Source organism: Caballeronia sp., assembly GCF_028292365.1.
Classification (GTDB): domain Bacteria; phylum Pseudomonadota; class Gammaproteobacteria; order Burkholderiales; family Burkholderiaceae; genus Caballeronia.
This window is the reverse complement of sequence record NZ_JAQGMM010000414.1, coordinates 1-21,198: the sequence shown is the minus strand read 5'-3', so window position 1 is coordinate 21,198 and position 21,198 is coordinate 1. Positions and strand designations below refer to the sequence as shown.

The 21,198-nt window shown below is 59.8% G+C and carries 18 protein-coding genes; 10 read left to right on the top strand and 8 right to left on the bottom strand.

Features of this window, described 5'->3' with window-relative positions; all coding sequences use genetic code 11:
- The coding region (locus JWR14_RS24900) for a hypothetical protein (RefSeq protein WP_299713537.1) at nt 1-216 on the top strand (216 nt) is incomplete at its 5' end.
- Here the strand turns inward: JWR14_RS24900 and JWR14_RS24895 are convergent.
- Nucleotides 153-506 (bottom strand): GNAT family N-acetyltransferase, encoded by a 354-nt coding sequence (locus tag JWR14_RS24895; protein WP_299713535.1) that lies wholly within the window; start codon nt 504-506, stop codon nt 153-155. The two genes, JWR14_RS24900 and JWR14_RS24895, sit on opposite strands and share 64 nt — an antisense overlap.
- Before the next feature lie 100 nt (nt 507-606).
- Between JWR14_RS24895 and JWR14_RS24890 the strand changes: the two genes are divergently transcribed.
- From JWR14_RS24890 to JWR14_RS24875, 4 genes are all read left to right on the top strand, one after another.
- Nucleotides 607-1,830, top strand: coding sequence for an ISL3 family transposase (locus tag JWR14_RS24890; RefSeq protein ID WP_299713527.1), 1,224 nt, complete (start codon nt 607-609; stop codon nt 1,828-1,830).
- A 215-nt stretch (nt 1,831-2,045) separates the two neighbouring features.
- A complete protein-coding gene (locus JWR14_RS24885; RefSeq protein WP_165104127.1) occupies nt 2,046-2,261 on the top strand; it encodes a DUF3311 domain-containing protein in 216 nt (71 codons plus the stop codon).
- Complete coding sequence (locus tag JWR14_RS24880) at nt 2,258-3,745, top strand: sodium:solute symporter (protein ID WP_299713521.1); 1,488 nt, start codon at nt 2,258-2,260, stop codon at nt 3,743-3,745. Before JWR14_RS24885 ends, JWR14_RS24880 begins: the two co-directional genes overlap by 4 nt.
- A 67-nt stretch (nt 3,746-3,812) precedes the next feature.
- Nucleotides 3,813-4,502 (top strand): cytochrome b/b6 domain-containing protein, encoded by a 690-nt coding sequence (locus JWR14_RS24875; protein WP_299713519.1) that lies wholly within the window; start codon nt 3,813-3,815, stop codon nt 4,500-4,502.
- Nucleotides 4,503-4,514: 12 nt separating this feature from the next.
- On the opposite strand, the gene JWR14_RS24870 is transcribed toward JWR14_RS24875, so the two are convergent.
- Nucleotides 4,515-4,967 carry a CHRD domain-containing protein gene (locus JWR14_RS24870; protein WP_299713516.1) on the bottom strand — a complete coding sequence of 151 codons (453 nt, stop codon included), beginning with the start codon at nt 4,965-4,967 and terminating at the stop codon, nt 4,515-4,517.
- Nucleotides 4,968-5,478: 511 nt separating this feature from the next.
- Between JWR14_RS24870 and JWR14_RS24865 the strand changes: the two genes are divergently transcribed.
- Together JWR14_RS24865 and JWR14_RS24860 are read left to right on the top strand one after the other, a co-directional pair.
- Nucleotides 5,479-6,876 carry an MFS transporter gene (locus tag JWR14_RS24865; protein WP_366144594.1) on the top strand — a complete coding sequence of 466 codons (1,398 nt, stop codon included), beginning with the start codon at nt 5,479-5,481 and terminating at the stop codon, nt 6,874-6,876.
- A 409-nt stretch (nt 6,877-7,285) separates the two neighbouring features.
- The gene (locus JWR14_RS24860; protein ID WP_299713514.1) at nt 7,286-8,326 is read left to right on the top strand and encodes a hypothetical protein; all 1,041 of its coding nucleotides are present in this window, start codon (nt 7,286-7,288) and stop codon (nt 8,324-8,326) included.
- Here JWR14_RS24860 and JWR14_RS24855 read toward each other — a convergent pair.
- The 6 genes from JWR14_RS24855 to JWR14_RS24830 all read right to left on the bottom strand — a co-directional run bounded on the left by JWR14_RS24855 (nt 8,314) and on the right by JWR14_RS24830 (nt 16,239).
- A complete protein-coding gene (locus JWR14_RS24855; RefSeq protein ID WP_299713511.1) occupies nt 8,314-9,468 on the bottom strand; it encodes a porin in 1,155 nt (384 codons plus the stop codon). The two genes, JWR14_RS24860 and JWR14_RS24855, sit on opposite strands and share 13 nt — an antisense overlap.
- A 557-nt stretch (nt 9,469-10,025) precedes the next feature.
- Nucleotides 10,026-12,257 carry a xanthine dehydrogenase family protein molybdopterin-binding subunit gene (locus tag JWR14_RS24850; RefSeq protein WP_299713508.1) on the bottom strand — a complete coding sequence of 744 codons (2,232 nt, stop codon included), beginning with the start codon at nt 12,255-12,257 and terminating at the stop codon, nt 10,026-10,028.
- Nucleotides 12,258-12,280: 23 nt separating this feature from the next.
- A complete protein-coding gene (locus JWR14_RS24845) occupies nt 12,281-13,285 on the bottom strand; it encodes a xanthine dehydrogenase family protein subunit M (RefSeq protein ID WP_299713506.1) in 1,005 nt (334 codons plus the stop codon).
- 11 nt (nt 13,286-13,296) lie between these two features.
- Nucleotides 13,297-13,791: a (2Fe-2S)-binding protein gene (locus JWR14_RS24840; protein ID WP_299713530.1), complete on the bottom strand. Its 495-nt coding sequence runs from the start codon at nt 13,789-13,791 to the stop codon at nt 13,297-13,299.
- A gap of 288 nt (nt 13,792-14,079) precedes the next feature.
- On the bottom strand, nt 14,080-14,271 hold the full coding sequence (locus JWR14_RS24835; RefSeq protein WP_299713503.1) for a YqaE/Pmp3 family membrane protein: 192 nt from the start codon (nt 14,269-14,271) through the stop codon (nt 14,080-14,082).
- 282 nt (nt 14,272-14,553) lie between these two features.
- Nucleotides 14,554-16,239, bottom strand: coding sequence for a SulP family inorganic anion transporter (locus tag JWR14_RS24830; RefSeq protein ID WP_299713501.1), 1,686 nt, complete (start codon nt 16,237-16,239; stop codon nt 14,554-14,556).
- Nucleotides 16,240-16,446: 207 nt separating this feature from the next.
- On the opposite strand from JWR14_RS24830, the gene JWR14_RS24825 reads away from it, so the two are divergent.
- The 3 genes from JWR14_RS24825 to JWR14_RS24815 are packed head-to-tail and all read left to right on the top strand — an operon-like array spanning nt 16,447 to nt 20,806.
- Nucleotides 16,447-17,205, top strand: coding sequence for a DUF1007 family protein (locus tag JWR14_RS24825; RefSeq protein WP_299713498.1), 759 nt, complete (start codon nt 16,447-16,449; stop codon nt 17,203-17,205).
- Nucleotides 17,206-17,240: 35 nt separating this feature from the next.
- Complete coding sequence (locus JWR14_RS24820; RefSeq protein ID WP_299713495.1) at nt 17,241-18,359, top strand: hypothetical protein; 1,119 nt, start codon at nt 17,241-17,243, stop codon at nt 18,357-18,359.
- A 56-nt stretch (nt 18,360-18,415) separates the two neighbouring features.
- On the top strand, nt 18,416-20,806 hold the full coding sequence (locus JWR14_RS24815; protein ID WP_299713493.1) for a PIG-L family deacetylase: 2,391 nt from the start codon (nt 18,416-18,418) through the stop codon (nt 20,804-20,806).
- The last annotated feature ends 392 nt before the right edge of the window (nt 20,807-21,198 follow it).

The window sequence follows — 21,198 nt, the reverse complement described above, 5'->3', positions numbered from 1 at the left end:
AGCTTCACGGCCAACGCGTTGCGTGTGGAAGTCTTCCCGAATCCAAATGCCGAATTCCGTGCTTATGTTCCGAACATGATGGAGTCCGGCCAACCCAAGGAAGCTCCCGTCAACCCGCTGACGGATTGCGAATGCAAAGTCCGTCCCCTCGGCTATGGGCGCCACAATAGCTTCGTGCTCTTTGGAGTTACTCCGGCGAATTCGAAGCCAAGCTGATCGTACAGGCGAGATGCCGGATTCCCATGGAGGACACTCAGAGAAACCGGTACGCCTACGCGCTTTGCTTCCTGCAACACCGCTTTCAATACGGTTTTGCCGATACCTCTTCCCTGGTGGGAAGGTAACACCTGGATTTGGTGCACGTGCCACTCTTCCGACATGCGGCTCAACTTGATTAGCCCTATGTTCCGCTCTCCTTCGCAAATAATCTGCGCGTCCTCAAAGTTAGATCTAATGCTTCTTTCGAAGTTCGAGTGGGCGCGCTGCCGGGTCAAGTGCGGGCGCAAGCCCGGCGAAGCGAACACTTGACGCGCGTGGGGTAAATAGGCTGGTGCAGGGCTGGTTGCGGCAGAATGCGGCAATCAGCCCTGCAAGACGATGCGAACAATGACGAACCAAACCCAGCTGTTTGAAGCCGCCTTGGGAATCAAGGCACCGTGGTATGTGCAAGGCGTCGATTTCGGCGCGGAACTGACGATTGCCGTGGACTTTGTCGCGGGCAGCCGGTTTGCCTATCTCGGGGTGCCGGGCGAACACCCGGTGCACGACACGGTCATCAAACGGCTGCGCCACCTGAATTTCTTCCAGTTTGACTGTTATCTGGAGGTACGCGTGCCGCGTGCGCGCCTGCCGGACGGCTCGGTGCGGCTCGTGGAGCCTGACTGGATGGGCAAGCTGGATGGCTTTACGCTGCTGTTTGAAGCGCTCGTGCTGACGTTGTGCCGGGAGATGACATTTGCGGCGGTGGCTCGTCTGGTGAACCTGTCGTGGTATCGCGTGAAGGCCATCTGTGATCGGTACGTGGATATGGCCGTCGCCGCGACTGACTTGTCTGAGGTCACTGCGGTGGCCATTGACGAGACCTCGTGCCGACGTGGCCACGACTATGTTTCGCTCGTCGCTGACATGGACGGCAGGCGCGTGGTCTTCGTCACGCCAGGCAAGGATGCAGGCGTCGTCGAACGCTTTGCCAACCACCTGGAGCAACACAACGCAACGCCTGCGCAGATCAAATCGGTCAGCATCGACATGTCGCCCGCCTTCATCAAGGGCGTGGACGAGCATCTGCCCGATGCGCGCGTGACGTTCGACAAGTTTCACGTGGTTGCGCACGCGTCCAAAGCCCTCGATGGTGTGCGCCGCGAGCAGCAGAAGACCGATCCCGCACTGAAGGGCATGCGCTGGTCGTGGCTCACGGATGCTGACAAGCTGAACCTCGCACAACTGACCGATCTCGAGGCGCTGATCAGCCAGTACACCACCAACCGCACCGCCCGTGCCTGGATGTACCGCGAGCAGTTGCGCGAGATTCTCGATCGCAAGCAGATCCACGTTGTCTCCAAGATGTTGCGTCGGTGGTGCAGCAACGTCATGCGTTCCAAGGTCGAGCCCATGAAGGACGTCGCACGCATGATCCTTCGTCATTTCGACGGCATCGTCGCGTGGGCCCAGACGCGCCAGACCAATGGCTTCATTGAAGCCATCAACGGTTTGTTTCAGGCTGCCAAGCGCAAGGCGCGGGGATACGCCAGCTTCAAAACCATGCGAACCGTGCTGTTCCTCATCGCCGGAAAGCTCGACTTCTCGGCCTTCAACCCACATGCCTCGTAAGCCGCATTAGCCACTCCACTTTTGAAATAGCCAGAAATGTCTGCTCAATCTGGCGTGCCCGGGCGAAGTTCGCTTCCTGCGTGGCTTCACAAGACCCTTTCAATATTCCTGCGTTTTTTTGATCGGCTTTGCCGAATCAACGAATAAAGCATAGAGTCAGCGAAATAAATGCAGGTCCGGGATAAAAGCTACGCAGCTCAAGGGGGTTATTCGTCATGCTTTTTCGAATTATGGCGGCGCTACCGTTCATCGGCATTCTCATCGGCATTCCGTTCGTCAACCAGGTTGAACCGCTGGTCCTCGGCATGCCGTTCGTGCTCGCATGGATCGTGATCTGGATCGTGCTGAGCGCGATCATCATGGGCATCATCTATCGGCTGGATCCGGCCAACCGCCACGCCGTCAACGAAGCGGGCGAGGCCCGATCATGAGCAGCGCCCTACTCATCATCATTGCGGTGACCGTGCTGGCGCTGTATCTGGGCGTGCGTGCGCGGCGTGGTCACGACATGAATCTCGAGCAATGGACTGTCGGCGGCCGCAGCTTCGGCACGGCGTTCGTATTCCTCCTGATGGCCGGAGAAATCTACACAACCTTCACGTTCCTGGGCGGCAGTGGCTTCGCCTACGGCAAGGGCGCACCGGTCTACTACATTCTCGCCTACGGGACCCTCGCCTACATCCTCTCGTACTGGATGCTGCCGCCAATCTGGCGTTACGCGAAAAAACACCGGCTCGTTTCCCAACCCCATTACTTTGCGCGCAAATACGACAGCCCCGCGCTCGGCGTCCTGGTCGCGGTGGTCGGCGTAGTCGCGTTAATCCCCTATCTCGTGCTGCAGCTCAAGGGACTTGGCATCATCGTGGCAACCGCGTCGTATGGCGTGATATCGCCAACCATCGCTGTGTGGATTGGTGCGCTTGTCGTCACCGCTTACGTCATCCTGTCGGGCGTGCGGGGCTCGGCGTGGAATTCCGTGGTTAAAGACATTCTGATCCTGAGCGTCGTGCTGGTGCTGGGCATCTACCTGCCCTATCACCTTTACGGTGGCATTGGTCCGATGTTCCACGCTATCGATGCCGCCAAGCCCGGCTTCCTCACCTTCCCGGCAAAGGGGTCGAGCGTGTCGTGGTTCCAGTCCACGGTGCTGCTGACGGCGCTTGGCTTCTTCATGTGGCCCCATACCTTCGGTTCGGTGTATACGGCTCGCGATGAACGGATCTTCCGGCGCAACGCGATCATCCTGCCGGTCTATCAATTGATCCTGCTGTTCGTGTTCTTCGTGGGATTCGCTGCAACGCTGAAGGTGCCGGGCCTGAAAGGCGGCGACATCGACCTGTCCTTGTTCCGTCTATCCATACAGAGTTTCGATCCGTGGATCGTCGGTGTGATCGGCGCTGCCGGCGTGCTGACGGCGCTCGTCCCCGGTTCGATGATCCTTACCTCGGCGTCGACCCTCCTTGCAAACGACGTATACAGAGGAGCGATGAACCGTAAGGCCTCCGATGCGTTTGTCGGCCGCCTTGCACGCTGGCTCGTACCGGTCGTCGCGCTCGTCGCCATCTGGTTCACGCTGCAGGGCGGCAACACGATCGTCGCGCTGCTGCTGATGGGCTATAGCTTCGTGACACAACTCTTTCCCGCGTTGATAGCAAGCCTGATGCAACGAAGCCGCGCGACGAAACAGGGCGCCATGGGCGGGATCATCGCAGGCGTGGCCGTTGTGGTGGTGACCACGACGATGCACCTGAGCATCGGACAGGTGTTTCCGTTCCTGCCCGACGCGGCAAAGGACATCAATATCGGCTTCCTCGCATTGGCGTTGAATATCATCGTGTTCGTGGTCGTCAGTGCGATCACGCAGCCGCGTGTGGCAAGCGGTGCCGCACACGAAACCGACGGTGCACTGCGTTGAGTGGATCGAATGGCGTTCGATTTGAGGTGTCGGCGCTATCCTTGCGACGGTAGCCGGCACAGCCAATATGGACACTGACGAATCCGCCACCCAGCAGAAGCAGCCTTCTCGCCCGGTGCTCGTCTGGGACGTGCCAACAAGAATTTTTCACTGGCTGGTAGTCGTGCTGGTGGCAGCAGCCTATGCAACCTCGAAGCTGAACTGGATGGACTGGCACGTCCGGATTGGCGAGACGCTGCTGGCACTGGTGCTGTTCCGCTTGCTGTGGGGTTTCTTCGGCAGTGAGACCGCGCGGTTTCACACTTTCTTGAGCGCCCCCGCCGCTGCATGGCGGCATCTGCGTCACGTGTTCCACCGCGAAGCCGACCTGCAGGTGGGGCACAATTCGGCGGGCGGATGGATGGTAGTGCTTCTGCTGGCGTTGCTGCTGGGCGAGACGCTGAGCGGGCTATTTGTCAACAACGACGTTGCGGATGACGGGCCATTGACCCAATGGGTCCCCGCGGCAATCGCCAACGCGATCACCGCGTTGCACACGATCCTGTGGGACGCACTGCTGGCAGCCGTGGTGCTGCACGTGCTGGCTATCGCCGTATACGCGGTCGCTAAGGGCCACAATCTGCTGCGCCCCATGGTCACTGGACGTAAGCACCTGCCGGAGCGCATCCGCGCACCCCGGCAGGCGTCAGTCATGTTGGCGCTGCTCTTGCTGGTTGCGAGCGCCACCGCAGTGACGCTGCTAGCCACGTATCTCTGAGCGCAGTGTCAGTTACTTTGGCGGCACCACCTGACCGCGGATTTCTCCAGCCGGATGATCCTTGGTGTGCACGTTGACGTACATCTGGCCCGCGACAAACTCTTGCGCGTCCGCCGGCGAGAGCGTGGCGCTGCCCTTGAAGGGGCTCGTGACGGCTGCGCCTTTCTCTGACAGCCAGACTTTCACAGGCGCGTTTTTGCCGGACGCGGCGGGACCATGGAAGTGCGCCATGGTGGCATCGCTAGACAAGCCGCTGAACGTGACCGTCCAGGTGACGACCCGGGTGTCGGGATCGTAGGAGATGTCGGCCGAGCCGTTACCCGAAGTCTGGACAGGCGGCACCTGCTGCGCTCCGGTGAGCGGAACGGTGAACGAGACGGGCGCTGCTTGCGCCAGGGTCATCGCCCCCGCACATGCGAGGCCGATGAAAACCGTGAGAGCGCGACGCGAGATGGAAACATCCATTTGATTAATCTCCTGTCAATAGGGTTTGGCTGAGTCAAGGCCGCCCGGGTTCACCTTAGGTTCACCTTGAACTCATTTCACGAAGGCGAGAGAACTCAAACTTGCCCGTTCCTGCAAGCAGCCGGCATGGCCACTCGCCCTTGCCCGGAGAGCTTGAGAACTCACTAAATTCACGAACAGATTCACGCTAGATCATGCTAGCACGTGAATGCTCTGACAAGCGTGACAGCCCCGAAGGTCGCGTGTGTCATCGCGATGGTCGTAGAGTCTTGACGCACTATCGGACCGGATATTGCTCGCTACGCTGAAGGGCCACCACCCTCGCCCATTCGCCGCACACGGTCTCGCCAAGCGGCTATTGCGGTCGTTATCGCGCTAGCATCAATGACGCATGATCCGTCAGTGTTCGCCCGCATTGCTGAACCTCGCGATGATGTGCGAGATTGAAGAAGCAAAGCCACGGGGACGTGGGGAATCGGCCTTACAGTTCTTTCAAAAAAAAGAGGCGTACATGTCCAGCGAGAAAGCTGCTGAAATTGCGGCACGGCTTGATCGGTTGCCACCCTCGCGTACGGTCTGGACCATGGTGATCCTGATCTCGCATGGCGGTGTGTTCGAATTCTATGACCTGTTCTTCACGGGTTACGTTGCACCCGGCATGATCCAGTCCGGGTTATTCAAACCGGAGTCGCTAGGCTTCTTTGCCGCTCTCCAGCCCCTTGCCGTAGCGGGTTTCGGCACCTTTGTGTTTGCCACATTCGCGGGACTGTGGGTGGGTACCCTCGTGCTGGGTTATGTGGCGGACCGGTTTGGCCGGCGCCTGATCTTCACCTGGTCACTGGTCTGGTACATGGTCTGCACGGTGATCATGGCGTTCCAGACCTCCGGATTCGCGCTCGATATCTGGCGCTTTATCGCGGGCATTGGCATTGGTGTCGAGCTGGTAACGATCGACACGTATATCTCCGAGCTGATCCCAAGCCAGGAGCGCGGCCGCGCGTATGCCATGAACCAGTTCATCACGTTTGCCGTTGTGCCGGTCGTCGCATTTCTCGCGTATGCATTGAACGGGACCCGGCCGCTCGGCCTCGACTATTGGCGGGTAGTCATCCTGATCGGGTCTGTGGGCGCCGTGGTTGTCTGGATCTTGCGTCGCCATATTCCGGAAAGCCCGCGTTGGCTCGCGCGTCATGGCCGGATCGATGAAGCTGAGAAGATAGTCGCGGACATCGAACGCCGGGTCGTCGCGGAGAAAGGTGTAAGCCTGCCGCCGCCACAAGCAGTCTCACCCGAGAGAGAAGGACGTGGCTCGCTCAAGGAAATCTTCGCTCCGGGTTATCGGCGCCGGACGATCATTCTCTCGATTTTCAACATGGCGCAAGTGATCGGCTTTTATGGCTTCGCTGCCTGGGTGCCAACACTCCTGATCCATCGCGGCATCCATGTCACGGCAAGCCTCGGATATGCTTTTGTCATTGCGATTGCAAACCCCTTTGGTCCGCTCCTGGGCATGTTGTTCGCCGACAAGCTCGAACGAAAAACGCAGATTTGTGGTGGGCTTCTCACGATGGCCATAGTGATCGCGATATTCTCCCAGGTCTCCACGCCATGGATCCTGATCGGGCTCGGCGTGTTGTTCACCTTGGCCTCGAACATCATGTCCTATGCCTACCATGGCTATCAGGCAGAGTTATATCCGACCCGCGTGCGTGCACGCGCGATTGGCTTCGTATACTCCTGGAGCCGGATTTCCGCGGCCTTCGCCGGACTGGCGATCGGCATTCTGCTGCATGGGTATGGCGTACCGGGCGTTGCTGTCTTCGTCGGAATGTCGATGCTGGTGGCGATCTGCATGATCCTGCTCGGGCCTTCCACGAAAGGGCTGGCGCTCGAGACCATCAACCATTGAGTCGCGCGCGGTTGGAATTGGTCAGCGGGCGTTGGCCGTGATCGGCGACGGTGTAACGCTGTTGCCGCGTTTCGCGTAACGACGCTTCAAGAGGTCATAATATAAATCGGATTCCTTAGTATATATGTGTTTGACCTGACGCCAAACCTTTGCATGCCAACCGTAGTTTTCAAATGATGGCTCGAAAAAAATCTGGCGGACCGCGACCCGGGCATCCGAAAATGACAACAAGCGGATTCATTACCGATTGATTTCCAGTTGATTACCGAACGTGACAAAACGGGTCAGGAAAGAAATGCCGCCATTAGAATTCACTTCTTCAGTGACCTCCTGATGTGCCTCAGCGCCATCTTTGCGCATGAACTGCAAACTGACAGCAACACGGCTGACGACCACCTGGAACCGCTACATGTCAGTGGTATCGCTCACGTTCGGGCTACTGTACGCGATGCCGTCGCAAGCGCAGGAGCTGTCCCTGTATGGCGGTACGAGCCGTGCCAACGCGCCAAGCGAGTCTACCTATTCGTGGGGTTTTACCTATCTGCAGCCACTCGACGCTTACAACGCCCTTAGCTTCTCGTGGATAAACGAGGGGCATTACACGGATCATCATCCAGATGGTTTCGCTCTCCAGTATTGGCGGCGAATCTGGTTGTTTAATGATCGGCTGGCGTTGGCAGGCGGACTGGGTGCGTACAATTTTTTCGATACAACTGCGTCGGACGAAGGCAAGCGTTATGCCGACGTACATGGCTGGGCCTTGATCTATAGCCTTAGCGCAGCGTGGTACACCCGTACACCGTGGTTCTATCAAATCCGGGTGAACAGGATAAACACGTTCCACAGCCTTAACATCACAAACGTGATGTTCGGCATTGGATATCAACTCGGCGGCACCAATCATGCCGGTGCAATTCCAGACTACCTTGCGCAAGCCTCGGGGAGTCGGGACGAACTCACCGTGCTCGCTGGAAAAACAGAAGTGAACAGCCTGCATTCACCGGGTGCGTTCGCCAAGAGCGTTGAGTATCGCCACGGCTTTGGATCTTATGTCGACGCGACCCTGACCTGGCTCGATGAGGGATCCACCTCACTCTCCCGGCGCAATGGCGCGGCGACTGAAATATGGCTCAGCCGCGGATTTTTTAATGAGAGGCTTCGGCTCGCAGTGGGTGCCGGACCGTATGTCGCTATCGACACATACCAGGTCGCCGGCGGCATGAATACCGAAGACAAAGTCTCCGCGCTGGTCACCATGACAGCGAGCTACCAGTTCGCCAGACACTGGATCGTTCGCGGCTCCTGGAACCGCGTCCTGACCGGCTACAACAAGGATAGTGACGTTTTCCTCGCCGGCGTCGGCTACCGCTCTAAACCAGTGGCACCGGCAAGGACGATGCTAGGTACTACTCTATTTCATAAACCGCTGCCTCGCTCTCAGAACTTATGACGCATGCCAAGGATGAACATCTCCTGGCTGGCCGTGCCGTTGAAACCATATGAGCCGATCGAAGCCTGCGCTGCCGAAGTCGTGCCGTCCGGGTTGAGTTGGGTACCACTAGCATGCTGATAGGCGCCCACCGCATAAAGATCAGTGCGCTTCGACAGGGAATAATCCGCGCCGATGCTAGCCTGGTTATAGGTGGCCGACGTGTTGCCGCTCGCCTTCTCATACGAGTAACCCACGGCAAACAACCAGGCTGGAGTGGCCTGGTAGTTGACGAACGCATTGCCAACGTTGTACTTCTCGGTGCTCGTGAAAGTCGAATCGCCGTCGTTTTTATATTGCGCGTTGCTGTACGAACCGCCGACCGTTACAGGCCCCAGCGCGTACTGGATTGCCGCGCGCGCAATGCCCAGTGATTTGGCGGTTGTGTAGCCGTTGTTGATTGCGCCCTCGAAGATTGCGTCCGATGATGAGGTCGGGTCCCATCCGTCGCGGAACGCACCTGCGGTCGGACTGGGGTTGGTGGCGAGGAAATAACCGGCGGCAATACCGAGCGGACCATTGTTGTACGTGATCGCCCCGCTATAGGTGTAGCCCTGGCCCGTGCGGCCGGCCAAACCGCTGAAGGCGTACAGCCCCTCAAACTGCAAGCCGGAGTAATTAGGGGACACATACTTCGCGGCGTTCGATACGCGCAAGCTATTGTCGTAATTGTCCACGTCGCCGGGAGTTGCAAAAATACTCCCAAAATAATTGTCAGCCGTGAGCGGTTGGACCATGTCTACAAGCGGATCGTATTGCCGTCCTAGCGTCAGGGTGCCCCAACTGTCACCAGACAAGCCGACAAATGCCTGGCGTCCGAATTCCCGGCCACCCTGGCCTAACTGGCCCGTGCCAATATCAAAACCATTTTCCAAATCGAAGATTGCCTTGATGCCGCCGCCAAGATCTTCCGAACCCTTCAAGCCCCAGCGGTCCCCTGACAACGTGCTATCTATAAACCCCCATCGCGCGCCCTCGTTGGTTTTTACATAACCAACACCCGCATCGATCGTTCCGTACAGCGTAACGCTGGACTGCGCCCGCGCTACCCCCGCCATACCAAGAAGCGCCAGTGAGACTGCGCCAAGAGCACTCTTCTTCATCTCTTTCTCCACGCCAGGACACGGGAAAAATTTCGCCTGCAGTGTATTCAGGCAATATCCAGCAGTCTGTCTATTGCAATTCTTTTTGATTGGTATACCTAAATTGATTTATAAATAAACGAAATGAAAAAATACCGTCAAACCACTGTAATCGAGAGAGACCGCAAGCAAGCTTGCGGTCTCAAGCTCGCACTGAAAACCGCACAAAAATGTTTGGCAACAACTTTCGTGGAGAACGCGAGCCGAAGTTAATCTAGACCAAAAAAACGACTAGTTCAATACCACCTACATAAGCAATTGTTGTTTTCTGGTGCTGACGCGCTGTTGACTGTTCTGCAACGAACCCACCGAACATGAATTGCTTATGTTTGTGTTCCAAGCCACTGATCGCAACGGTTTATATCGACGAAAATTTGCACCATTCTGGTACTCGGACAGAGAACATCGAATCCGAAAATATTCCCGAATTCTCGCCGATCCGGTTATTAATACGGCAAACCCTCCGCCGGGCCATTTTTTATTGACCCGACCCTATCGCGCCTGGCTGTCCATGCGGATTACTCCCCTTTCAACAGATCCTCGATCGTCACGGGCAGCCGCCGGACCCGTACTCCCGTCGCGTGGTGAACCGCGCTGGTAATCGCCGGCGCAATCCCCGCCAGACCAATTTCCGCAATACCCCGCGCACCCAGTTCGTTGAAAATGGTATCGGGATGGTCCAGGAAAGTAACGTCGAGCGCCGGCGTGTCCGCATTCGACGCCATGATGTAGTCGGCAAGATTGCTGTTGATCGGTGCGCCGGTCCGTTCGTCATAGCTCGTATGTTCGAACAGCGCCATGCCCACCCCCATCACGATCGCTCCTTCAATCTGGTTGCGCCCGGCCTTCGGGTTGAGGATACGCCCCGCATCAATCACGGTGACCACGCGGCTCACGCGCAGTTGCGCGATCTCCGGTTGCCATGTGACCTCGGCAAAATGCACGCCGTACGAATGGATGGAGTACTTCTTCTTCAACGGGTCATCGAAACCGCCTACCGCACTGCCGTTTCCCGACGCCGCATGCATCTTCGCCGCCGCGAGTATTTCGCCGAACGGCATGCCGCTTGCCGGTGCTTCGCCCTTGCGATGCACCCGGCCCTCACTGAACGTCAGCGTGTCCGCATCGGCGCCTTCGAATGGCGATCCGGACACCGCCGCGGCGCGCGCGAGCACCGTGCGAATCGCCGCTCGGGCGGCATCGAAAACGGCTGGAATCACCGAAGCGGTCACCGCCGATCCGCCGGAGATGGGTCCCGGCGGCAAGGCGCTGTCTCCCAGACCCACCTCGATCTTGTCCAGCGCCAACCCCGTTTGCGCCGCCACGAGTTGCGCGAGGATGGTGTAGGTGCCGGTACCGATATCCTGCGTGCCGCATACCACCCTCGCCGTTCCGTCCGCGCGCAGGTCGACCGTGGCTTGAGCCGAGAACCTGAGCCCCAGCCAGCTACAGGCGCCCACGCCCCAACCCAGCGTCAGGCCATCGCGCTTCATGGAACCAATGCCGGGCGTACGCTGCGCCCAGCCGAACTTGTCAGCGCCCGTGCGCAAGCACTCCACCAAGTGACGTGACGAGAACGGCAGGCCGTTGCTTTCATCGATACGCGGTTCGTTCCTGATGCGCAGTTCCACCGGATCGATACCCAGTTTCAACGCTAACTCGTTCATGGCCGATTCAAGCGCATAGAGTCCCGGCACCGCGCCCGGCCCGCGCATGGCCGTAGGCGAGCCGACGTTACGCGGCACGGTGCCCGAGCTCACACGCAGGTTCGGCGTGCTGTACAGAAGCGGCGTGGCCTCACCGCAACTTTCGGAATACGCATCGAGGATAGAAGTGTGATTCAGGTAGTCGTGGCGAATGGACGTCAGCCTGCCGTCGGCGTTTGCTCCAAGGCGCACGCGTTGCTGCGTCAGCGGCCGATGCCCGACGTTCTGGAACATCATCTTGCGGCTCAACACGAGTTTTACCGGACGCCCCGTATGGCGCGAGGCAGCAGCAGCCAGCAGCGAATGCGGCCACATCCATAGCTTGCCGCCGAAGCCTGAGCCCAGATAGCGCGAGATGACCCGCACCTTTTCCTTCGGCAGACCGAGCATCTGCATCAGCGTTCCCTGGTGGTTCGAAATCGATTGAGATGTTTCGTAGAACGTATAACTATCGCCGTCCCAGTGCGCGACGGTCGCGTGAAGCTCGATCGGGTTATGCGTCTCGACCGGGGTCACATAGGTTTCGTCGAGCTTGACGGGCGCGCTATCGAATGCGCTCGCGGCGTCACCACGCTCGCTTTCGACCTTCGGTTCCGCATCGCTCGACAGGGTCGTGCTTACATCGTGCGGGGTGATTTCATAACCGACCTTGACGGCGGCCGCTGCCGCGCTCGCGGCTTCGAACGTATCCGCTATCACGAGCGCAACGTACTGGCCGTAGTAGCGAATGATGTCGTCTTCGAACGGTGGACGCGCCTCGTCGACATAGCCTGTATCGATCGAATTGCCGGAGATCCGGTAGAAGCGGCCAATGTTGCCGCGATGCAGTACCGCATGCACGCCGGGCATGGATTCAGCGGCAGCGAATTCGAGGGAGGCCAGCTTGCCGCTGGCAATGGTGCTGCTCACCGGGACCGCATGCAGTAGGTCCGGCAGGTCGACGTCCGACGTATAGGTTGCTTCGCCGCTGACCTTCAGCGGTCCGTCGATCCGCGAGTGCGGCCGGCCGATGACCGCATGCAGGGAATCAAGCACAGTAGACATGGGGTGAGTTCCTTTCGACGAGATCAGGCGGCGCTGGTTGCGAGCGTCAGTGCGTGAACCAGGCAGCGTTGCGCCAGTTCGACCTTGAAGCCGTTGTCGCTTTGCGGCCGGGCGCCGGCGAGTGCGGCTGCCGCGGCGCGCCTGAAGCTTGCCGCGTCCAGTGTCGCGGAGCCGAGCGCGGCCTCGGCCTCGCGTGAGCGCCACGGCTTCGTGCCCACGCCGCCTAACGCGATGCGTGCATGGCTGACGCGGCCATCGGTCACCGTGACAACCACCGCCGCCGAGGCCAGCGCGAACTCGTACGAGGCCCGGTCGCGCAGTTTCAGATAGAGGGAGCGGCTGCCTTCTGCCGGCGGCGGCAACGTGACATGCGTGATGAGATCGCCGGGTTCAAGCACCGTTTCCCGTTCAGGCGTTGTGCCGGGCAGCAGGAAAAAATCGTCGATGGCGACGCTTCGCTCGCCTCGTGTCCCCTGGATATGAACCACCGCTTCGAGCGCGGTGAGCGCCACGTTCATGTCTGACGGATTGCTCGCTATGCACGCATCGCTTACACCGAGGATCGCCAGGGTCCGGTTGAAACCGCTGATCGCCGCGCACCCCGAGCCGGGATCCCGCTTGTTGCAGGCCATGGCGGTATCGCGGAAATACACGCACCTTGTGCGTTGCAACAGGTTGCCGCCTGTCGTCGCCATGTTGCGCAGTTGCGCCGACGCCCCGGCAAGCAACGCCTGCGACAGCACCGGATAAGCGTCACGGATCAGCGCATGGTGCGCGAGATCGGCATTGCGTACCGTGGCGCCGATCTTCACGCCACCGCCTGGTAGCGCTTCGACGTCATTCAGCGGCAAGCGGCTGATATCGATCACGCGGCCCGGCCGCTCGACGTTCAGTTTCATCAGGTCGAGCAGCGTCGTGCCGCCGGCCAGGAAACGCACGTCGGCGCCCTGCTGTGCGGTATGTGACGCCGCACCGGCCTTGATCGCGTCCTGCACGTCATTCGCGCGGGAAAGCTGGAACAGTTCCATGTCGGCGCTCCTCAGGCCTTGCCGCGCACGACCTGGATCGCGGCAACAATGTTCTGATAGGCGCCGCAGCGGCACAGGTTGCCGCTCATGGCTTCGCGAACGTCGGCGTCCGACGGTCCGACCGGCTCTTCGAGCAACGCGAGCGCGGACATGATCTGCCCGGACGTACAGTAGCCGCATTGATAACCGTCGCATTCCACAAACGACGCCTGCATCGGATGCAACGCGCTGGAGTGGCCGATACCTTCGATGGTCGTGATCTCGTCGCCCGCATGGTTGGCGGCGAGACACAGGCAGGCATTCACGCGGCGTCCGTTCACATGGACGGTGCAGGCGCCACACTGGCCGTGGTCGCAGCCTTTCTTCGTGCCGGTTAAATGCAGGTGCTCACGCAGCGCGTCCAGCAACGTGGTGCGAGGATCCAGCATGAGCGCGTAATTTCTGCCGTTGATCGATAGTTCGACGGCAATAGTGACGGGCTCGACCGACTGCGTGCGCGCACGCAGGGCTGGCGTGTCGGCTTTCGGGCCGACGGTTTCGTCGATGAAACGGGTTGGGGATGATTGATCGTGCACGGCGGCAATCTCCTGACTGTAGGGACAGGGAGAAGTCGGTCACGTCGCAAATACGCTCTTCAAGATGCCGATACGTCTGGCGGGTGTCGCGTCGCTGACCAACAACGTGGCTAGTAACAACGCGACTAGTATAGGCAGTCGTTGCGGAGTTTGCTGAACGCCGGTTTCGACCACGCGTGCAGCTTATAACGATCAGTCCGTCATGCCTTCACACCTCGCCTACCGGCCGGCGACCGCTCGTGCGATTTTTCGGTCGGTCTTGTATTCGCTCAGCGCGTAGACCGACCAGATTGCCGCTGGGATCCAGCCAATAACCGTGATCTGCAGCAGCAGGCAAATGATCCCGGCCAACGGCCGGCCGATCGTGAAGAACTGGAGCCAGGGCAAGAAAATGGCGAGCAGGAGGCGCATGGAGTTTTCCGTCGTGTTAGAAGAAGGCCGCCGAGAATCGGCGACCCCGTGATCTCGTCGTGCAAGGACGTGATAACGGTCCGCTGACCCAAAACTTTAGCCCTTTCTTCGTGGCATCGACACGCGCTACGCTTAGAACCTATGCCGCATCCCGATTCGAACCAGGGATTGTCGATTGCTGTTCGATGCCGTCGTCACATGGTTGATCTGCGCGGCCGTGCCGGAAGGCATCGCTTCGCCCCACGGCATGCCCGATGCGTATTGAATGCATTCAATGCATATTCAATGCGTGCTCGACGCTGCAGATGGATCGAACCCAGCCGCTACCAGCGCCTGATGCAGCGTCTCGAAGATGTGCGATTCTCCCAGCACTGCGGTGATTCCGTGACGGTCCATATCGGCTCGCAGATACTGATTGGCGCGCGCAAACAGCACGTTGACGCCGCGTTGCTTCAGACCCTCGCAGAAGTCAGCGAGGGTCCGGGCCGCTGAATAATCCAGGTCCGTGATCGCGCCAGCGTCAACGATGAACCAGTGCACAGGCGTGGGTGCGCGGTCGAGCAGACGGCGTACGTCATCAACGAAAAAATGATCGTTCGCGAAAAACAGGTCGGCGCCAAAGCGATAGACAATCAGCCCGGAAGCGGTCTCGGTGCCGGGCGTGGCAGGCACTGGCGCCCAGCGCCCACCAAGCGCCGGAGTGGGCGCAAGCATCATGGTGTGAGGATGATAGCTATGGCGCACATGGCGCAACAACGACAACGTGACCGCCAGCAGTATCCCGTCCTCAACACCGATCACCACCACCGCCAGGGCCGTGGCAAGTGCCAGCGCGAGTTCACCTGGACTTTCACGGCGGATCGCATAAAGGCTCTTGAAGTCGATCAATCCGATCGCGATCGTGAACACAATGCCCGCAAGCACGCAGTGCGGCAGATACTGAAGCCACTTGCTGAAGAACATCAGCACCACGCCGACCACAACCGCAAACACCACTTGCGCGAACTGGCTGCGTGCGCCGGCGCGATCCGCCATGGCGGTCTGGGTCGGACTGCCGTTGACAACGAACGCCCCAGTCACGGCCGCGACGGCGTTGGCTGCAGCAATGCCCAGGATGTCCGCATCGGCGTCCACCGGTTCGCGATAACGCTCCGCAAACACGCGGCCCGCCGCGACGCTTTGCGCGATGATCATCACGAAACAGGATGCGGCCACAGGCACGAGGTCCAGCGTCTGCTGCCAGGTTGCGAGTGGAAAACCCAGCGCCGGCAAACCACCGGCAACCGGGCCCACGATCGAGATTCCGTGTCTGGCGAAGTCGTATGCATAACTCGCCGCGATGCCGCCGATCACGGCGAACATGGCGACTGGAAGACGCGGTAGCAAGCGCTTGAAAACGAGAATACAGGTCACTACTGCAGCCGATATACCCAGCGTTGGCAGCGAAACGTGAGCAAGATCAAGCGCTATCGATTCGATCTGCACAAGCGTGCGCGAGGACCCTGTGGATATGCCGAGCATGTCGCCCAGCATCGCGACGCCGACCTGAACGCCGACCCCGGCCAGGAACCCGAGCAAGACCGTGCGGGACAGGAAATCAGCCAGGAAGCCGAGCTTGAAGATCCGTGCGAGCAGCAGCATCGCGGCCGTCAGCAGCGCAACGACCCCGGCTAGCGCCATGTATTGCGCGCTTCCGACCGTGGCCATGGTTGAGAGATGGCTTGCGAAAATAGTAGCCGTCGCCGAGTCCGCGGCCACGACAAGATGACGAGATGCACCGAAAAGTGCGAATGCCAGCAGCGGTAAAAATGCCGTGTAAAGACCCGCCACGGCCGGCATTCCCGCGATGCGTGCATAGCCCAGCACTTGGGGGATATCCATTGTCGCGAGCGTCACGCCAGCCAGGAGATCGCGGAGCGCGGCACCGCGGCCAAGCGGCAATACGCCCTTTAATAACTTAAAGCGCATTGTGCGTCCCCGAACGATGTCCGATCCAATAGTGCGATAAAAATGAATGGTTCATTGGCGCATCGTGCCGCAAGTTGATTTGGAAGAGCAAGGTTTCTTGAAAGCTGTGTTGCAAGGCCGGACGCCAGCGCCGCACATTCTGGGCATTAAAAAAGCGCCGTGTTATAAAACGGGCTCGTATTGGAGGTTGGTCGCGACGAGGGCGACATGCAGATGAGCTTTCTGAAACGAGGCCGGTCTTACGTTCATTACATGACACTGCGTACCCCCCGGGTCACGCCGGTACCGCCGCAACCCAAGGCCAATCGATCAGCGGGCCTGCGGCCTTCGGTTGAACCATCGGCGACATCCCTGCTCTTTCCTCTTCGCTGGTTGCGTCGCTACTTGTTCCCCGCATGCTGCGCGCTTCCGCTTGCTGCCCTTCCCGCCCTGACCCAGGCGCATCCGCATGTGTGGATCAACTATTCGATGGTCGCCCAGACCCAGGGCACGACGCTGATCGCCATGCAGCAGACCTGGATCTTTTCGAAAGGCTTTCCGTTTTCGTTAGTCGGCGATTTTTCTGGCATGCCCAAGTCAGGTCCTCTTAATGCAAGCTACACCGCGACGTTCAAGGCCCAGGCGTTCTCGTTGCTCAAAAGCTCGGATTACTTCACTCACGTTTTTGTCGATGGCAAGACGGTCGCCGTGGGGGAGGCGCGCAACTTTAGCGTCAGCATCGAGCAAGGCTATGTTGTTTACCGGTTCCTTTTGCCGCTCATGAAACCAGTGGACGTCAGGCGCGAGCGAGTGACGCTCGGTGTCTGGGACGATACTTTTTTCGTCGACTTTGAAAGCGCGGCGCAGCCCGTGTTGACGCTTGGTGCGGGCTCGCCGGGTAACTGCAAGGCGGCGTCGTTCGAGGATCACGATCATCCTATTTTCGGTGGCACTGTGTTTCCTCAAGCGAGCAGACTATCGTGCTGACCTGCTTGGGTAACCGGTGCCGTGGTGGACATCGAATGATGAAGGGTTTGTGCCTGGCCGCAATCATCGCGCTTGCGACGCATGGCGTGATGGCTCAACCCGCTGAAACCACGGACGTCTTCGGCCGTACTTCCACCGGTGCGCCGAGCGCGGCGAACACCACCGATGTGCCTCGCCCGACGCCGTCTGCCATGCCCGCGATTGTTCGCGATGCCGTCACCGCCAGCATCCATTTGCAAAGCAGGTTGAACGAAAAGTTGCAGGAGACCCTCGCAGACCAGCGCGATGGCTCAAGCCTGTTCGCCACCTGGATCATCGTGCTGTGCTCGTTCGCGTACGGGGTGTTGCATGCGCTTGGACCCGGTCACGGCAAGCTTGTGGTTAGTACGTATCTTGCGTCGCGCCGGACCTGTTTCATCGATGCTGCATTGCTTAGCGGATGGAGTGCGCTGGTGCAGTCCTTGTCCGCGATCGTTCTTGTGGGCGGCGCGGCATGGCTCTCGCGCGAAGGATTACCGGATGTGTTGACGCGAGCGTCGAGTCTCGAATTGGGAAGCTACGTTGCTTTGCTCTGCGTGGGCGTCTGGTCGTTATGGGCCATTGCGACGCGGCGCGATTGTTGCGACACGGATCGCGTGGCGTTCGTCCCGAAGAAGCGCGTGAGTTTTTTTGAAAGCAAAACCGCTGAAAGCGGAGACGCTTCCGGAGATCAGGACGAAGCCGCCTATCCTGGCGTGTATCTCGGCTCGACTGTCGCTCAAGGGCGTTCGCGTTCACGCTGGGCTGGAACGGACGTCGAACGCGGGATGTCCCGGGCCCGCAGCCGGATATTCATGACGGGCATGGCAGTCGGTGTACGTCCGTGCGTGGGCGCGATCTTTGTGTTGATTGCAGCCCTCACCAACCACGTATTTATGGTCGGGGTACTCGCGTCCCTGGCGATGGGTGCGGGTGTCGCATGCACGGTGTTGGCGATCGGGATGACGAGCTTATCCGTGAACCGGATGGTGTCGAATGCGGCCGTCTTGCGGGGAAAGAAGGTCGATCGAATTCGTTTCGGCCTGGCGCTTGCCGGCGCCATTTTTATTACGGCGTTCGCGGCATGGCAAGTCTTTACGCTAGTGTCCGGGACGCAGGCTGCATCGCTCGCTTGAGCACTGATCGGGCGGCCGCTTCACGTGGGCCAAGAAAAATTTCATACGGGGACGCCATGCGAACATGCCGTCGGATACGGGCATCGGCTGCTGCGCTATTGCTTCTGATCATCGGGATGGGTGCGTTGTTCGCGCCAGTCAGCGCACGTGCGGACGATTGTCATGCCGGCACGCTGGTCACCGTTGTTGCGCACCTCGACGACGACCTGCTTTTCGTCAATCCGGGCATCAGCGACAAGCTTCAGGCGGGCTGGTGCGTCACGACCGTGCACCTGATCGGCGGTGCTAACGGCGCCAATTTCGACTACGTGAAACTGCGCGAGAAAGGCACGCGCCTCGCGTATGCACGCATGGCGGGCGTAGCGGATGACTGGATCGAATCGACGGTCATCTTCGCCGGCAAACCCGTGCACCAGATGGTGCTGAAACAGCAGCCGAAGGTGACCCTGCTGGAGCTGCGGATGCCGGGTGGTGCAGTACGCGGCGGCAAGGTGCCGCTAGGCCTGATGTGGGACCAGGGCGAGACCATCAACACGTATCCCATCAACAACGACGGCTCCAATGTGACGCACTATGACCGCGCGGGGACGGTCGCCACGCTCAAGCAGATCCTCGCCGCAGCGACCGAAATCTACACGCTCAACCCGGATACCGTGCCGTTTATCGAGCATCCGGATCACATCTATTCTGCTCGCATCACGCGGGTGGTTGCCCAGAGCCTCAACCGGAACATTCCTATTGGTTATCACGTCACGTATCCCACGGGCGGCATGCCGAAGAACCTGGGCGCCGGCGAGACCCAGATGAAGCGCGATGACGTGGCGTCCTACTTTGCTGTCGATGGTGACGACAACGGCGAGCACGTCTTCGGCGAGTATCAGTGGGACGGAAACTGGGTGGCGCGCCGCTACTGGACCGAGTCGAGTTCGAGCGCGGCCGGGCTGGAGTTCAGGCCGCGTTCGAGCAACCTTGTCAACGAGTACTCGAGCCAGTGCCTGACCTCGGCCGGCATGAACAGCAAGCCGACACTCGCCGGCTGCTCGGGTGCGAAGACACAGGACTGGCACTGGCAACCGGTGCCGGCCATACCGGGCACGAAGAACAATTCCCAACTCGTCGATGAATCCACACAGCAGTGCGTGGCCGAGCGTGGTGGCGAACTGGTTGAAGAGCCCTGCAACAAGGACGAGGCGGCTCAGAAATGGACGCCCTGGGACTTCGGTCTTGTCTACACCCCGCTCGGTCACTGCCTCGCCGCGCATAACGGAACATTATCGGCCGGGCATTGCTCGTTGCTGACCGCGGAATCTCGATGGGCGCCCACGCCCCATTCGCAATGGACTGATCTGCGCCAGGACGCTGCAATGTACGGCAACGTTCGAGGGATCGTCGACGGTGAGAGGCCGGTCAGCACGGTGTATGTCCAGCGTCGCCGGGACGGCCCAGGCTTTAACGTGTGGGTTGCAGGCATGTCGCGATTGCCGACTGCCGCGCCGTGGTATCTGAACGCGGTGCCGTTCAACGCGCATGCCGGCACCCCGACCTGCGCAGGTGACACGCTCTGCTTCGACAGCGTGCGTTTCCTGCTGGGCGACTTCGAGGGCACGGGTCGCGACGACCTGATGGTGATTGCGCCAAGGAACGGCGGCACGGCCTTCTGGCTGCTGCGCAGCACCGGCACGCGCTTCGAGGCGCCGCGCCTCTGGTACCAGACCTCCGCGGCACTGACGCCCGCCAGTGCACAGCAATATGTAGCCGGAGACTTCGACGGCAGCGGCCGCGCCAGCGTCATGGTCGCGCAAAAACGCAGCGACGCCACACTCGACCTTTCGGTCATCGCCAGCGAGGGTTTGACCGGGCATGCACCGGCACTGTGGATGAAAGCAAGCGGACTGAGCGCGAATGCACGCTTCCTGCCTGCTCGCGTGGCCGGATCGCCGCACACGGGTTTGATTGCGATAGAAACCGTGAATTCGGCGATGGCCGTCACGCAACTCGCCAGTTCGGGCAGTGCGTTTGCCGGCCGCTTGCGTGGCAACACCTATGCTGAGTTCGCGCCGGCGTTCGCGAAGGTGGTCGCGGGTGATGTGGACGGCGATGGCGTCGATGATCTGGTCGTGCTTCAGCCGCGCGGCGATGGTCCCGATATCAATGTATGGCGGATGAAGGGTGGCACGATATTCGGCGACGCGGTCAAGGTCGGCGCTATTCATGAATCGTCTTATGCCGATGCTGTTCCTGCACTTGTGGGACGTGGGCGTGGTGAAACGCTGATGCTGTTCAAGCGCGCAAATGCACAGCTCGGCGGGTTCTATTTCACAGGGGGGACGCCGAGTTTGATCGGATATGAGCTCGATACTTCTTTCCACATGGGGCCGGCGCATGTTTGGGGCGATCTGCCCGGGTTGTTTTCGGAAGCGCTATGGATTAATACGCTATCGCAGTAGGTGGGGGTTGCTCGCGCCGGTGGACGGGTTTGAGGTAGTGGTCGGGGTTGGGGGTCGGGTTGGCAGACTCCTGCGTTAGCGGTCAGGGTCTATGCCGGGTTGCTGCTTTCAGCCCTAGTGGTCTGCTCGTGTTAGCTAATCTCTTTATCACTATTAGCCACTGCGCGTGGCGGCGCGTCATTTCTTTTTCCAAAGCGAAAAAGAAACGAAGCAAAGAAAACGCTTTTAACCGCGCTACCCTAAGTGTCCACAGCGTGCAGTCTTGATTCATAGGTGCCCCAAAAGCACGGTGCTCGCCAGAGCCACGGATGTGTGAACCCCTCCTTCTCGCGAATCCTGACACGAACACGCTTCGCCGCGTACGCTCTCGGGCAAGCACCGTTCGCCCGGCA

Bases quoted from the DNA above. Each gene is read 5' to 3' on its own strand.
- JWR14_RS24890 (WP_299713527.1), top strand. From the start codon at position 607: ATGACGAACCAAACCCAGCTGTTTGAAGCCGCCTTGGGAATCAAGGCA.
- JWR14_RS24885 (WP_165104127.1), top strand. From the start codon at position 2,046: ATGCTTTTTCGAATTATGGCGGCGCTACCGTTCATCGGCATTCTCATC.
- JWR14_RS24880 (WP_299713521.1), top strand. From the start codon at position 2,258: ATGAGCAGCGCCCTACTCATCATCATTGCGGTGACCGTGCTGGCGCTG.
- JWR14_RS24875 (WP_299713519.1), top strand. From the start codon at position 3,813: ATGGACACTGACGAATCCGCCACCCAGCAGAAGCAGCCTTCTCGCCCG.
- JWR14_RS24870 (WP_299713516.1), bottom strand. From the start codon at position 4,967: ATGGATGTTTCCATCTCGCGTCGCGCTCTCACGGTTTTCATCGGCCTC.
- JWR14_RS24865 (WP_366144594.1), top strand. From the start codon at position 5,479: ATGTCCAGCGAGAAAGCTGCTGAAATTGCGGCACGGCTTGATCGGTTG.
- JWR14_RS24860 (WP_299713514.1), top strand. From the start codon at position 7,286: ATGTCAGTGGTATCGCTCACGTTCGGGCTACTGTACGCGATGCCGTCG.
- JWR14_RS24855 (WP_299713511.1), bottom strand. From the start codon at position 9,468: ATGAAGAAGAGTGCTCTTGGCGCAGTCTCACTGGCGCTTCTTGGTATG.
- JWR14_RS24850 (WP_299713508.1), bottom strand. From the start codon at position 12,257: ATGTCTACTGTGCTTGATTCCCTGCATGCGGTCATCGGCCGGCCGCAC.
- JWR14_RS24845 (WP_299713506.1), bottom strand. From the start codon at position 13,285: ATGGAACTGTTCCAGCTTTCCCGCGCGAATGACGTGCAGGACGCGATC.
- JWR14_RS24835 (WP_299713503.1), bottom strand. From the start codon at position 14,271: ATGCGCCTCCTGCTCGCCATTTTCTTGCCCTGGCTCCAGTTCTTCACG.
- JWR14_RS24830 (WP_299713501.1), bottom strand. From the start codon at position 16,239: ATGCGCTTTAAGTTATTAAAGGGCGTATTGCCGCTTGGCCGCGGTGCC.
- JWR14_RS24825 (WP_299713498.1), top strand. From the start codon at position 16,447: ATGCAGATGAGCTTTCTGAAACGAGGCCGGTCTTACGTTCATTACATG.
- JWR14_RS24820 (WP_299713495.1), top strand. From the start codon at position 17,241: ATGATGAAGGGTTTGTGCCTGGCCGCAATCATCGCGCTTGCGACGCAT.
- JWR14_RS24815 (WP_299713493.1), top strand. From the start codon at position 18,416: ATGCGAACATGCCGTCGGATACGGGCATCGGCTGCTGCGCTATTGCTT.